This window comes from Cupriavidus basilensis (assembly GCF_029335485.1).
GTDB lineage: Bacteria > Pseudomonadota > Gammaproteobacteria > Burkholderiales > Burkholderiaceae > Cupriavidus > Cupriavidus basilensis_E.
In genome coordinates, this window is the sequence record NZ_JARJLM010000154.1 from 1 (window position 1) to 13,058 (window position 13,058).

Here is a 13,058-nt window from a genome sequence, read left to right on the forward strand (position 1 = left end):
CATGTGCCCGAGGGCCTGACACCACTCCGCCTTTAGGCCCTGCAAACCTAAATCAGGTCCCTAAAAACCCCAGCTTTAACGCCAACGCCAATAACGTTAGCCCTTTAACGAACGAACGAACGAACGAACGAACGAACGCACATCCACCCATCCCATAAGCCCAGCCCCGCGCAGCGGGGCAAATCAATCCGCACTACCCACTAACTCCCGATACAACGCCACATACTCCTGCGCCAGCTTGTGCCTCGGATCCAGGTGGATCATCGGCGTCGCATACTGATGCGATTCCCGGATCTTGACGGATGACGACAGCCGCGAGTTCAGTACCGGCAAGCCTTCGCTCACCAGTTCCTCGACCAGTTGCAGCGGCAGGCTGGCGCGGGGCTGGAACTGGTTGATCACAATCCCTTCCACCGCCAGTTCGGCGTTGTGGTCGTGCTGGATCTCTTTCACGTTGTCGAGCAGCGTGTAGAGCGCACGGCGGGAGAAGTCGTCGCAGTCGAACGGAATCAGGCAGCGTTCGACTGCGATCAGCGCGGAGCGGGTGTAGAAGTTGAGCGCGGGCGGGGTGTCGATGTAGATCGCGTCGTAGGTGTCTTCCAGCTCGTTCAGCGCGTCGCGCAGCTTGTAGATCTTGTAGCGGGATTCAAGCTTGCCATGCAGCGCGTCGAGTTCGGGATGGGCGGGCATCACGTCGAGGTTTTCGAACGGCGTCTGGTGGATGAACGAAGCGATTTCCACCGGCTTGAAGCTGTATGTCAGCGCGGTCTCGAAGAAGTCCGCCACGGTCGGGCTGGCTGCCGCTGCCAGCTGGCCAAGCAGGTACTGGCTGGAGTTGCCTTGCGCATCCAGGTCGATGACCAGGGTGCGCATGCCCTCGCTGGCGCTGATCGCTGCCAGATTGCATACGATGGTCGACTTCCCGACACCGCCCTTCTGATTGAATACGACGCGCCGCATTTGTGCCCCTGGATATGAACGTTTGAACGTAGTACCAGAGGCAAGAGCATACCTTAGGGCGGCGTCATCCACGCGCGATATGGCATTGAATCTTCCAATCCGCGTGGCCGGTTCAGTAACCCGGGACCGTCAGGTCTGTATCAGCCGCTTCTGCCGGGAAATGCTCATCAGGATGCCGATCCCCATCCCCAGCGTCACCAGCGCCGTGCCCCCGTAGCTCATCAGCGGCAGCGGCACCCCGACCACCGGCAGGATGCCGCTGACCATGCCCATGTTGACGAAGGCGTAGGTGAAGAAGATCAGTGTGATCGACCCCGCCAGCAGCCGGGAGAACAGCGTCGGCGCGTTGGCCGCGATATATAGCCCCCGGAAGATCAGCAGCAGGTAGAACACCAGCAGCACGGCGTTGCCGATCAGGCCGAACTCTTCCGAGAACACGGCGAAGATGAAGTCGGTGTGCTTCTCGGGAATGAACTCCAGGTGCGTCTGCGTGCCCTTCAGCCAGCCCTTGCCGAACACGCCGCCCGAGCCGATGGCGATGATCGACTGGATGGTATGGAAGCCCTTGCCGAGCGGGTCGGTGGTGGGATCCAGCAGGGTGCAGATGCGGTGTTGCTGGTAGTCGTGCAGGATCGGCCAGCTCACGCCGGGCGCGCACATATCGTGCTCGAAGCTCACCAGCGCGGTGATGGCGACCACCACGATGGCGAGCAGCGGCAGGATGATTTTCCACGACAGGCCGGCGAAGTAGATCACATACAGGCCGGCGGCCATCACCAGCAGGCCGGTGCCGAGGTCGGGCTGCTTGGCGATCAGGCCGACGGGCACGAGCAGCAGCAGCAGTGCCACCACGAAGTCGTACCACCTGACGGAACCCTCCCGCTTCTGGAAATACCAGGCCAGCATCAGCGGCATGGCGATCTTCATGATCTCGGAGGGCTGGATGACCATGCCGACATAGAGCCAGCGGCGCGCGCCCTTGCGGATCAGGCCGAACATCGCCACCGCGATCAGCAAGGCCACCCCCACCGTGTAGAGCGGCACCGCCACCCGCATCAGCGTCTGGGTGGGCAGGTAAGCGATCACCCACATCACAGCGTAGGACAGCAGGATGTTGCGCAACTGGTCCTCGACCCGGCCGGGCATGTCGATGGCGGCGGAGTAGAGCGCCACGATGCCGGTGGCGAACAGCAGGAAGACGATCAGTGCAAGCGGCTTGTCGAAGCCGGTGAGCGCCGTCTTGACGAACGATAGGACGCGGCGTCTATCCATGGCGCGTCTCCTTCAGCGTGAAGCGTTGCCGCCGGCCGCGCCGGGCGCGGTTGCCGGCTTGGCGCGGGGTTTGGAACTGGCGGGGCCCACCACGGCCGGTGCGGCCGGGGCGGACGCCGGCGCCGGCCGGCTATGGCCGAGGGCCTGCGACATGCGGTCTTCCAGCGTCTGCACCGCCGAGGCGGGGGGGATGGCAGCGGGGTCGATCACCGGCGCCACGGCGGCGGCGCCCGAGGCGCTTGCCGGCCGCGCCGCCGGCACGCTGGCGCCCGAACTGGTGGCGGCGGCTTCGCTGGCCCCCATCACGGTGGCGCTGGCAATGCTGGCGGTATGGCCGGTGGTGAATACGCTGGGCGTATCCACCGGCGGCTTGCCGCCGGCGCGCTCCGCCGCGGGCGGGGCGATGCTTTCCAGTTCGGCCGGCCACTTGCCGAGCAGGTAGTAGTCCATCACCTTGCGCGCGATCGGCGCCGCCACGGCGCCGCCGAAGCCGGCGTTCTCCACGATCATCGCCAGCGCGATCTTCGGGTTGTCGGCCGGGGCAAAGGCGGTATAGAGGGCGTGGTCGCGCTTGCGTTCGTCGAGCGCGTGGTGGTTGTATTTCTCGTTCTTGCCCATGGTGAAGGTCTGGGCGGTACCGGTCTTGCCGGCCGACTCGTAGGCGGCGCCGGCAAAGGCGCGGGCGGCGGTGCCTGAGTGCGTCACGCCGACCATGGCGCGCTTGATCACGTCGATATCGGCCTGCTTCAACGGCAGCCGGTAGCTTTCCTTGGGCACGGTGAGCTCGCGGTCGCGCGTCACGGAGTCTTCCACCGCCTTGACCAGGTGGGGCTTCATCGCGGTGCCGTTGTTGACCAGGATGGACACGGCGTTGGCCAGCTGCAGGATGGTGAAGCTGTTGTAGCCCTGGCCGATGCCCAGCGAAATGGTTTCGCCGTCATACCACTTCCGCTGCTCGGGCTTGCGGTAGGCACGCTGCTTCCAGTCGGTCGACGGCAGGATGCCGCGGCTCTCGCCCTCGATGTCGATGCCGGTGATCTGGCCGAAGCCCAGCGGCTTCATGAAATCGTGGATGGCGTTGACCCCCATGTCGCGGGCCAGCATGTAGTAATAGGTGTCGCAGGACTGCACGATCGAGGCGTACATGTCCACCCAGCCGTGGCCGCCGGGCTTGTCGTCGCGGAAGGTGTGGTTGCCCAGTGTGAACGAGCCCGGATCGTGGAAGCCCCAGGCCGCGGTGCGCTTGCCGGTGGTGAGCGCCGCCAGCGCCATGAACGGCTTGTAGGTGGAGCCGGGCGGGTAGGTGCCGCGCAGCGGGCGGTTGAGCAGCGGCTTGTCGGGCGAGTTGTTGAGCTCGTTCCAGCTATTGGTGTCGATGCCTTCGACGAACAGGTTGGGGTCGAAGGTCGGCTTGGAGACAAAGGCCAGGATGTCGCCGGTGGACGGCTCGATCGCAACCAGCGCGCCACGCTGGTTGCCGAAGAGCGCCTCGGCCAGTTGCTGCAGGCGGATGTCGAGCGACAGGATCAGGTTGTTGCCGGGCGTGGCGGGGGAGGTGGACAGCGTGCGGATGGGGCGTCCGCCCGCGCTCACTTCCACTTCCTCGAAGCCGGTCAGCCCGTGCAGCTCGGTTTCGTAGCTCTGCTCGATACCGATCTTGCCGATGTAGTTGGAGCCCTTGTAGTTGTCGGCGTCCTTGCGCGGATCGTACTTGGCGCCTTCGGCGCCGTTGGCCTCGTCCATGGCTTCGATGCGTTCCTGGTCGCGCTGCGAGATGCGGCCCAGGTAGCCGATCACGTGCGAGGCGGATTCGCCCATCGGGTACTGGCGGAACAACCGGGCGCGCACGTCCACGCCGGGAAAGCGGAAACGCTGCGCGGAGAAGCGCGCCACTTCCTCGTCGGTGAGCTGGCTGCGGATCGGCAGGCTCTCGAAGCTGCGGGATTCTTCCATCAGCCGCTTGAAACGGCGCCGGTCGCGCGGCTGGATGTCGATCAGCCTGGACAGTTCCTCGATGGTGTTGTCGAGTGTGTCGGACAGCTTGGACGGCGTGATTTCCAGCGTATAGGCCGAATAATTGCGCGCCAGCACCACCCCGTTGCGGTCCATGATGATGCCGCGGTTGGGCTCGATCGGCGCCACCGAGATGCGGTTGTCCTCGGCCTTGGCCGAGTACTGGTCGTGCTTGTACCACTGCAGCCAGAGGAAGCGCGTGAACAGCAGGCCGAAGCAGATCACGGCGAACAGGGCTGCCGCCGCCACGCGGATGCGGAAGCGGCCGAGCTCCTGTTCGACATTGCGGATTTCGGTCATGGTACTGCGTCAGCCTTGCGGTTTGCCGCATGCACCGGAGGCAAGCGGCGGGACTCGGGTGGAGTTCAAGCTAGATCGGCCGGGTTTCGTCGACGTCGGCGCTGCGGCGCTGCGGCGCCAGCAAGAGCCCGGTGGCCAGCGGCCACAGCAGCGCTTCGATGCCCGGCGCCAGCAGCAGCTGCCAGCCGGGCAGCGGCGCGCCCATGGCCAGGCGGATCAGCACCGGCACCGCATGGGCGACGAACAGCAGCGGCAGCACATGCAGCGCCTGCGTATAGACCGTAAACCACAGCACGCGGCGGTGGATGGTGATGGCGAAGTACGCCAGCAGCGAGTACGCCATGGCGTGCTCGCCCAGCAGGCGCGCGTCGTGCACGTCCATCAGCAGGCCCAGCGCGAACGCCAGCCCCATGCCGACCTTGCGTGGCTGGTGGATGTTCCAGAACACCAGCACCAGCGCCACCATGTCGGGGATCCACAGCGTGGTGCCCCAGGGCATCAGGTTGAACAGGAAGGCCAGCACGAAACTCAGCGCGATGAACGCGGGGTTGACCGGGCGCAGCAGGTATTGGGGATTGGTCAACGCTTGGGCTCCTTGGCCGCGGGCTTCTCGGCCGGCTTGGCAGTCGTCTTGGCTGCCGGCTTGTCGGCCGGCCTGTCGGCGTCCCTGACGCCCGGGCGGTCTCCCCGGCCGGCCTTGCCTTCCTTGGCGTCGCGCGGTCCGTCGATGGCTTCGCGCGGCGGCAGCTGGGCTTCATAGCGGATCACCAGCAACTGGCGGTGCGAGCGCACGCCGGCCACCGGCTCGCAGTACACGCGCGAGAAGGCGGTATCGGCCTTGCGCTCGATCTGCACGATCTTGGCCACCGGCAGGCCGGGCGGGTAGGTGCCGTCCAGGCCCGAGGTCACCAGCAGGTCGCCCTGTTGCAAATCTGCCGAGGCGGCCATGAAGCGCAGGTCGAGCAGGCCGGCGCGGGCGCCGCCGAAGGCCACGCTGCGCAGGCCGTTGCGCACCACCTGCACGGGGATGGCCTGTTCCTTGTCGGTCAGCAGCGTGACTTCCGACTGGAACGGCGAGACCCGCGTGATCTGGCCGATCACGCCGCGCTCGTCGATCACCGGGTAGCCCGCGCGCAGGCCGTGCTGGCTGCCGCGGTCGATCACGATGCGCTGGCTGTAGGGGTCGCGGGCGTCATACAGGATCTCGGCCGCCGTCACCGGCGTGGCCGACTGCTGCACCAGGCCGAGCAGCTTGCGCAGCTGGTTGTTCTCGGCCTCGAGCTGGGACTGGTGCACCGAACCGTCGGCCTCGATCACCGCGCGGCGGCGCAGCTCGCGGTTCTCGCTGGCCAGTGCGGCGGAGGACTGGGCGTAGTCGAAGGCGGTCCGGATGGCGTCGCGCGGCACCAGCACCACGCGCTCGACCGGCATCAGCACGGTGGCGGCAACCTGGCGCACCGCGCGCAGGGCGTCAAAGCGCGCATCGACGATGAGCAGCAGCAGCGCGATCGTCACATAGAAGACGAGGCGCGCGACGGCGGAAGTGCCCTGCTTGAAGAGCGGCGGCGGAGTGTAATCCATTTACCCGTGCGCTGGCAGAAAGATCCCCCGGCCCCGGAGGCACGACGGCGCCCCGGCGTGCCGGCCTTGGTGGCCGGGGTGCCGCGACGCTGCATGGTGCCCGGGGTCGGGCCGGGTCGGGAGGGAGGCGCGGCGAGGCTCGGCCCCGACCAGGTGTTCCGGCAGGCCGTGTCGTGCCACGAGCGATTCCCCTGCTTGCTGGTTATTCGTAGGAGAAGATGCTGCCCAGCTTGTCCATGCGCTCGAGCGCCATGCCGGAGCCGCGCACCACGCAGGTCAGCGGGTCTTCGGCCACCAGCACCGGCAGGCCGGTTTCCTCGGCCAGCAGGCGATCGAGGTCGCGCAGCAGCGCGCCGCCGCCGGTCAGCATCATGCCGCGCTCGGCGATGTCGGCGCCCAGCTCCGGCGGGGTCTGTTCCAGCGCGATCTTGACCGCCGAGACGATCTGGTTGAGCGGATCGGTCAGGGCTTCCAGGATTTCGTTGGACGATACCGTGAAGGCGCGCGGGATGCCCTCGGACAGGTTGCGGCCCTTGACTTCCATCTCGCGGACCTCGGAGCCGGGGAAGGCCGAGCCGATTTCCTTCTTGATGGCCTCGGCGGTCTGTTCGCCGATCAGCATGCCGTAGTTGCGGCGGATGTAGTTGACGATGGCTTCGTCGAACTTGTCGCCGCCCACGCGCACCGAACCCTTGTAGACCATGCCGCCCAGCGAGATGATGCCCACCTCGGTGGTGCCGCCGCCGATGTCCACCACCATCGAGCCCGACGGCTCCGACACCGGCAGGCCGGCGCCGATCGCGGCCGACATCGGCTCCTCGATCAGGTAGACCTGGCTGGCGCCGGCGCCCAGCGCCGATTCGCGGATGGCGCGGCGCTCGACCTGGGTCGAGCCGCAGGGCACGCAGATGATGATGCGCGGCGAGGGGCGCAGCAGCTTGGAGTCGTGCACCATCTTGATGAACTGCTTGAGCATCTGCTCGGTGACGGTGAAGTCGGCGATCACGCCGTCTTTCATCGGCCGGATGGCCTCGATGTTGCCCGGCACCTTGCCCAGCATCTGCTTGGCTTCCTTGCCGACCGCCTGGATGGTCTTCTTGGCATTGGGCCCGCCTTCCTGGCGGATCGCCACCACCGACGGTTCGTCAAGGACGATGCCCTTGTCGCGCATATAGATCAGGGTGTTGGCGGTGCCGAGGTCGATCGCGAGATCGTTGGAGAAGTAGCTGCGGAGAAATCCGAACATCAGGAATCCTGTTTTCTGGTGGTTCGCGAGTATGCGAAGTGGCCGGCGCCGCTGCGGGGCCAGCCACGATATTCATAGCGACGGGTAGTATTCAAGGCCCCGGCCGTCCGGTGGGGCGGGCGCCGGCACCGTTGCCAGCCCGCGTGGTCATCCACCGCGGGCCGTCAGGGCCGGGGCCGCCAACCAGGGCCGCCACGCCCGGTGGCGGAACGGCCTCTACGGGAACCTTTGATTAGACCACGCGCAAAAGTTCGGTGGAACGGCGCCGCAATTACAATTAATTTGCCGGCGGGAGCGGTCTAGTCGAAGGAACCTGGGCTGCATCCTTTGTGGCCTCCGGCCCTGTACCGCTGCCTGGCCGGTCGGGCGACCAGGCCGGCGCCGATGGCTGGGGGGCCACCAGGCTGCCGCGGGGGTTCCGGAAGTGCTTCAAAAAGCCCCGGTTCACGCGGTTTTACAGTAATGTGACGAAGGCGCTGCCAAAGGATGGCAACGCGCAATGATACCTTATAATTCCCCCTGTTTCGGGGGCTTCTTCCCCGAAAAAACCTGTAACTTTGACGATTCCCGGGCGCTCCCGGCAGCACTCGCCCGGCCCGCCCCGGCCGCGCCCGCATCGCATTCGCACCGACCCCAAGCCATGGCTCTCGACCTATCCGACGTCAAGCGCATCGCCCACCTTGCCCGCATCGAAATCAACGATGACGAGGCCGGGCAGACGCTTGTGCAGCTCAATCATTTCTTCTCGCTGGTCGAGCAGATGCAGGCGGTCGATACCGCCGGCATGGTGCCGCTGGCCCACCCGCTGTCCGCGGTGCGCGAGATGTCGCAGCGGCTGCGCGACGACGTCGTCACCGAGGCCAACCGCCGCGAGGACTACCAGCGTCCCGCGCCGGCCACCGAAGGCGGCCTCTACCTGGTGCCCAAGGTCATCGAATAAAGGTCATCGCACAACGGCGATCGAACCAGCGGCTGCGCCGCGCCGCCTCCCGGGGCGCGCCGGCAGCCCTTACCTGCCAAGCCAAACCGACCGATATGTCCTCTTCCGCATCTTCCGTGACCTCCCTGCGCCAGCTAGCCGACGCGCTGGCGGCACGTACCGTTTCCGCCGAGGAACTGGCGCGCGACTACCTGGCCCGCATCGAGCAGGCCAGCGCGCTCAACGCCTTTGTCGACGTCAACCCCGAACTGACCCTGGCGCAGGCCCGCGCCGCCGACGAGCGCCGCGCGCGCGGCGAAGCCGGCCTGCTGACCGGCGTGCCGATCGCCCACAAGGACGTATTCGTCACGCGCGGCTGGCGCGCCACCGCCGGTTCGCGCATGCTGGCGGACTACGAGAGCCCGTTCGACGCGTCCGTGGTCGAGCGCCTGGGCGCCGCCGGCATGGTCACGCTGGGCAAGACCAATATGGATGAGTTCGCGATGGGCTCGTCCAACGAGAACTCGCATTTCGGCCCGGTGAAGAACCCCTGGGATACCAGCCGCGTGCCGGGGGGCTCCTCGGGCGGCTCGGCCGCCGCCGTGGCCGCCGGCCTGGCGCCCGCCGCCACCGGCACCGATACCGGCGGCTCGATCCGCCAGCCGGCCTCGTTCTCCGGCATCACCGGCATCAAGCCCACCTACGGCCGCGTGTCGCGCTACGGCATGATCGCCTTTGCCTCCTCGCTGGACCAGGGCGGCCCGATGGCGCATACCGCCGAGGACTGCGCGATGCTGCTCGGCGCCATGGCCGGCTTCGACGAGCGCGACTCGACCAGCCTCGCGCCCGCCCAGGGCGGGGTGGATGAGGACTACACCCGCCTGCTGGGCAAGCCGCGCCCCGGCGCCAGCGCTGGCAAGCCGCTGGCCGGCCTGCGCATCGGCCTGCCGGCGGAGTATTTCGGCAAGGGTCTGTCGGCGGACGTGGAACAGGCCGTGCGCGGCGCGCTCGCCGAGTACGAGAAGCTGGGCGCCACGCTGGTCGAGGTGTCGCTGCCCAAGACCGAGCTGTCGATCCCCGTGTACTACGTGATCGCGCCGGCCGAGGCCTCGTCCAACCTGTCGCGCTTCGACGGCGTGCGCTATGGCCATCGCGCCGCCGAGTACCGCGACCTGATGGACATGTACAAGAAGTCCCGCGCCGAAGGCTTCGGCGCCGAGGTCAAGCGCCGTATCCTGGTGGGCGCCTATGTGCTGTCGCACGGCTATTACGACGCCTACTACCTGCAGGCGCAGAAGATCCGCCGCATCATCGCCGAGGATTTCCAGCGCGCCTTCGCCCAGTGCGACGTGATCATGGGCCCGGTGGCGCCCACGGTGGCCTGGAAGCTCGGCGAGAAGAGCGCCGATCCGGTGCAGATGTACCTGGCTGACATCTTCACGCTGTCGACCAGCCTGGCCGGCCTGCCCGGCATGAGCGTACCCTGCGGGCTGGGCGAGGGCGGCATGCCGGTCGGCCTGCAGCTGATCGGCAACTACTTCGGCGAAGCCGAGCTGCTGCAGACGGCGCACGCTTTCCAGCAGGCAACGGACTGGCACCTGCGCCGGCCCGCGCAGCCATGACCGCCCGGCGCTGGCTGGTCCGGCTCGCGCTCGGCATCGGGCTGGCCGCCGCGTTGGCGGCCTGCATCCCGCTGCCGCGCATCGGCGGCGGGCCCACGCCGATCGCCAGCCGCAACATCGATCTCGCCGGCGACTGCCGCCGCACCGAGGAAGACGGCTTCCGCGAGGACGCGCAGCTGCGCGTGGCGGACAACACGGTGCAGCAGCTGTCGTGGAAGCTGTGGGTGGGCAAGCGCGGTTCCTGCAGCTTCAACCTGGTGGAATTCCGGCAGATCCAGAAGAAGCCGCATATCGAACTGCGGGCCAACGACGGCAGCGCCTGCAAGCTGATGGTCTGGCAGGATCCGCGCCGGGTCACGCTGGCGCACGCCAATTGCGAACGGCGCTGCACGCCCGGCATCTACGAGGAGGCCTGGCCGGTGATGTTCGAGCCCGGCACCGGCGGCTGCGCGCAGGCCCGATGAACCCGTCCATGGCCATGCCCCGCCGCGCCGCCCGCCATCTGTGGTCTTTCTGCCTGGGCCTTTGCGCCATGCTGGCGGCCAGCCATGCAGCGCTCGCGCAGGCATCCGCGCCGGCGGCCGGCGGGCAGGCCATGCCGGTGGCGCAGATGGTGCAGTTTCCCGGCGCCGGCAACGGCACGGCGCTGAGCGCCTATTGGTTCGTGCCGTCCCGGAGTGCCGTGGCGCAGTCCCAGGCATTGCCAGTGGTCATCGCGCTGCATGGCTGTGGCGGCCTTCACCGGCGCGGCGGCGCAGATGCCGCGGCGCTGCAGCCGCGCTATCGCGAGTACGTGCAATGGCTCTCCGCGCGCGGTTACGCGGTGCTGCTGCCGGACAGCTTCGGGCCGCGCGGCAAGCCGCAGGGCATCTGCACCGAACGCATCGATGGGCGCGATATCGACGATGCCACGCGGCGCGGCGACGTGCTGGAGGCACTGCGCTGGCTGGCGCAGCAGCCCGGCATCGACACCGGCCATATCGTGCTGCTGGGCTGGTCCAACGGTGCGCAGGCGGTGCTCAGCGCCGTCGACGCCAGCCGCGAGTGGCCCGCGGGCGCACCGGCGATCGAGCGCGCCGTGGCGTTTTACCCGGGCTGCAAGAGCGCCGTGCAGCGGCATGCATTCCGCCTGCGCACGCCCTTGCTGCTGATGACCGGCGGCGCCGACGACTGGACTCCCGCCACCCGCTGCGCCATGCTGCGCGAGGCGGTCGCGGCGCGCCAGCCCGATGCGCGCTTCCGCCTGGAGATCTACCCCGGCGCATATCACGGCTTCGACGGCACCGAAAGGCTGCGGGTGCGCCGCGATGTGCCCAACGGCACGCGCCCCGGCCAGGGCGTGACCCAGGGCGGCGACCCGGCCGCGCGCGAGGCGGCGCTGGCGCAACTGGATTCGTGGCTGGCCAGCCCGAATCCCTGAATGAATATAGTGAATACGGATGCCGGGATGACGCCGCGGGGCAGGGCGCGATACCGGCGAATATGTAGCAAACACGTAGTAAAGACGTAGCAACACATACAGCACACGAACAGGAATACCGCCATGCAATGGGAAGTGGTGATCGGCCTCGAGACGCACACGCAGTTGTCGACGGCCTCCAAGATTTTTTCCGGCAGCTCCACCGCCTTCGGCGCGGCGCCCAACACGCAGGCCTCGCCGGTCGACCTGGCGCTGCCCGGCGTGCTGCCGGTGCTCAACCGCGGCGCGGTCGAGTGCGCCATCCAGTTCGGCCTGGCGATCGGCGCCACCATCGCGCCGCGCAGCATCTTCGCCCGCAAGAATTACTTCTACCCCGACCTGCCCAAGGGCTACCAGATCAGCCAATACGAGCTGCCGGTGGTGCAGGGCGGCAGCATCAGCATCCAGGTCGAAGGCAAGAAGGGCGAGACCTACGAAAAAACCGTGCAGCTCACGCGCGCCCACCTCGAGGAAGACGCCGGCAAGTCGCTGCATGAAGACTTCGCGGGCATGACCGGCATCGACCTGAACCGCGCCGGCACGCCTTTGCTGGAGATCGTCACCGAGCCCGACATGCGCAGCGCCGCCGAAGCCGTGGCCTACGCCAAGGCCCTGCACGCGCTGGTGATGTGGCTGGGCATCTGCGACGGCAATATGCAGGAAGGCAGCTTCCGCTGCGACGCCAACGTGTCGGTGCGCCCCTATGGCAGCCCCACCTACGGCACGCGCCGCGAGATCAAGAACCTGAACTCCTTCCGTTTCCTGCAGCAGGCCATCGAGTACGAAGTCCAGTGGCAGATTGCCGAGATCGAAGACGGGCGCGCCATCCAGCAGGCCACCGTGCTGTTCGATCCCGACACCGGCGAGACGCGCGCCATGCGCACCAAGGAAGACGCGCACGACTACCGCTACTTCCCCGATCCCGACCTGCTGCCGCTGGAGATCGACTCGGCCTGGATCGAGCGCGTGAAGTCCGAATTGCCGGAACTGCCGGCGGCCATGCAGGCGCGCCTGGTGTCGCAATACGGCCTGTCCGCCTATGACGCCAGCGTGCTGACCGCCTCCAAGGCGCTCGCCGGCTATTTCGAGGCTGTGGTCGGCGAGGCCGGCGCGGCCAACGCCAAGCCCGCCGCCAACTGGCTGATGGGCGACGTGTCCTCGCTGCTCAACCGCGAAGGCATCGCGCTGGAAGCCGCCCCGGTCAAGCCGGCGCAACTCGCCAGGCTGCTGGTGCGCATCGCCGATGGCACGGTTTCCAACAATACCGCCAAGAAGGATGTCTTCCCGGCCATGTGGGCGGGCGAAGAGGGTGGCGACGCCGACGCCATCATTGCTGCGAAGGGGCTCAAGCAGATGTCCGACTCCGGCGAACTGGAGAAGATCATCGACGATGTGCTGGCGGCCAATGCCAAGTCGGTGGAGGAATTCCGCGCCGGCAAGGAGAAGGCGTTCAATGCGCTGGTGGGGCAGGCCATGAAGGCGACCAAGGGGAAGGGGAATCCGGCTCAGGTTAATGAGTTGTTGAGGAAGAAGTTGGAGGGGTAGGGGGTGGCGACGTTGGGGTCCTTGGCTTTTGCCTTGCGTTTGTAGGGACCTGATTTAGGTTTGCAGGGCCTAAAGGCGGAATGGTGTCAGGCCCTCGGGCACATGTAGGTGTCACTTTTCTTTACTCGTAAAGAAAAGTAA

At 67.2% G+C, this 13,058-nt stretch carries 11 protein-coding genes; 5 read left to right on the forward strand and 6 right to left on the reverse strand.

Annotation, left to right across the window (positions count from 1 at the left end; translation table 11 throughout):
• Positions 1–183 precede the first annotated feature (183 nt).
• The 6 genes from P3W85_RS08735 to P3W85_RS08760 all read right to left on the reverse strand — a co-directional run bounded on the left by P3W85_RS08735 (position 184) and on the right by P3W85_RS08760 (position 7,372).
• Complete coding sequence (locus tag P3W85_RS08735; protein WP_017226059.1) at positions 184–960, reverse strand: ParA family protein; 777 nt, start codon at positions 958–960, stop codon at positions 184–186.
• A gap of 129 nt (positions 961–1,089) precedes the next feature.
• Positions 1,090–2,232, reverse strand: a complete 1,143-nt coding sequence (rodA, locus tag P3W85_RS08740) for a rod shape-determining protein RodA (RefSeq protein WP_017226060.1) — start codon at positions 2,230–2,232, stop codon at positions 1,090–1,092.
• 12 nt (positions 2,233–2,244) lie between these two features.
• Positions 2,245–4,545 (reverse strand): penicillin-binding protein 2, encoded by a 2,301-nt coding sequence (gene mrdA / locus P3W85_RS08745; protein WP_276264478.1) that lies wholly within the window; start codon positions 4,543–4,545, stop codon positions 2,245–2,247.
• 70 nt (positions 4,546–4,615) lie between these two features.
• A complete protein-coding gene (mreD, locus tag P3W85_RS08750; RefSeq protein WP_017226986.1) occupies positions 4,616–5,128 on the reverse strand; it encodes a rod shape-determining protein MreD in 513 nt (170 codons plus the stop codon).
• Positions 5,125–6,126 carry a rod shape-determining protein MreC gene (gene mreC / locus P3W85_RS08755; protein WP_276264479.1) on the reverse strand — a complete coding sequence of 334 codons (1,002 nt, stop codon included), beginning with the start codon at positions 6,124–6,126 and terminating at the stop codon, positions 5,125–5,127. Before mreC ends, mreD begins: the two co-directional genes overlap by 4 nt.
• A 202-nt stretch (positions 6,127–6,328) precedes the next feature.
• Positions 6,329–7,372 (reverse strand): rod shape-determining protein, encoded by a 1,044-nt coding sequence (locus P3W85_RS08760; RefSeq protein WP_011296266.1) that lies wholly within the window; start codon positions 7,370–7,372, stop codon positions 6,329–6,331.
• A 640-nt stretch (positions 7,373–8,012) separates the two neighbouring features.
• Here P3W85_RS08760 and gatC point away from each other — a divergent pair.
• The 5 genes from gatC (at position 8,013) to gatB (ending at position 12,917) form a co-directional block, all read left to right on the forward strand.
• Positions 8,013–8,312 carry an Asp-tRNA(Asn)/Glu-tRNA(Gln) amidotransferase subunit GatC gene (gatC, locus tag P3W85_RS08765; RefSeq protein WP_017226983.1) on the forward strand — a complete coding sequence of 100 codons (300 nt, stop codon included), beginning with the start codon at positions 8,013–8,015 and terminating at the stop codon, positions 8,310–8,312.
• 95 nt (positions 8,313–8,407) lie between these two features.
• Positions 8,408–9,913 (forward strand): Asp-tRNA(Asn)/Glu-tRNA(Gln) amidotransferase subunit GatA, encoded by a 1,506-nt coding sequence (gene gatA, locus P3W85_RS08770; protein WP_276264480.1) that lies wholly within the window; start codon positions 8,408–8,410, stop codon positions 9,911–9,913.
• The gene (locus tag P3W85_RS08775) at positions 9,910–10,377 is read left to right on the forward strand and encodes a hypothetical protein (RefSeq protein WP_276264481.1); all 468 of its coding nucleotides are present in this window, start codon (positions 9,910–9,912) and stop codon (positions 10,375–10,377) included. Before gatA ends, P3W85_RS08775 begins: the two co-directional genes overlap by 4 nt.
• The gene (locus P3W85_RS08780) at positions 10,374–11,333 is read left to right on the forward strand and encodes a dienelactone hydrolase family protein (protein WP_430869516.1); all 960 of its coding nucleotides are present in this window, start codon (positions 10,374–10,376) and stop codon (positions 11,331–11,333) included. The genes P3W85_RS08775 and P3W85_RS08780 overlap by 4 nt, the downstream gene beginning before the upstream one ends.
• A 123-nt stretch (positions 11,334–11,456) precedes the next feature.
• Positions 11,457–12,917: an Asp-tRNA(Asn)/Glu-tRNA(Gln) amidotransferase subunit GatB gene (gene gatB / locus P3W85_RS08785; RefSeq protein ID WP_276264483.1), complete on the forward strand. Its 1,461-nt coding sequence runs from the start codon at positions 11,457–11,459 to the stop codon at positions 12,915–12,917.
• Positions 12,918–13,058 lie beyond the last annotated feature (141 nt).

Excerpts from the sequence above, each read along its gene's own strand:
- P3W85_RS08775 (WP_276264481.1), top strand. The coding sequence starts at position 9,910 with ATGACCGCCCGGCGCTGGCTGGTCCGGCTCGCGCTCGGCATCGGGCTG.
- gatB (WP_276264483.1), top strand. The coding sequence starts at position 11,457 with ATGCAATGGGAAGTGGTGATCGGCCTCGAGACGCACACGCAGTTGTCG.
- mrdA (WP_276264478.1), bottom strand. The coding sequence starts at position 4,545 with ATGACCGAAATCCGCAATGTCGAACAGGAGCTCGGCCGCTTCCGCATC.
- rodA (WP_017226060.1), bottom strand. The coding sequence starts at position 2,232 with ATGGATAGACGCCGCGTCCTATCGTTCGTCAAGACGGCGCTCACCGGC.
- P3W85_RS08780 (WP_430869516.1), top strand. The coding sequence starts at position 10,374 with ATGAACCCGTCCATGGCCATGCCCCGCCGCGCCGCCCGCCATCTGTGG.
- P3W85_RS08760 (WP_011296266.1), bottom strand. The coding sequence starts at position 7,372 with ATGTTCGGATTTCTCCGCAGCTACTTCTCCAACGATCTCGCGATCGAC.
- gatA (WP_276264480.1), top strand. The coding sequence starts at position 8,408 with ATGTCCTCTTCCGCATCTTCCGTGACCTCCCTGCGCCAGCTAGCCGAC.
- P3W85_RS08735 (WP_017226059.1), bottom strand. The coding sequence starts at position 960 with ATGCGGCGCGTCGTATTCAATCAGAAGGGCGGTGTCGGGAAGTCGACC.
- mreC (WP_276264479.1), bottom strand. The coding sequence starts at position 6,126 with ATGGATTACACTCCGCCGCCGCTCTTCAAGCAGGGCACTTCCGCCGTC.
- gatC (WP_017226983.1), top strand. The coding sequence starts at position 8,013 with ATGGCTCTCGACCTATCCGACGTCAAGCGCATCGCCCACCTTGCCCGC.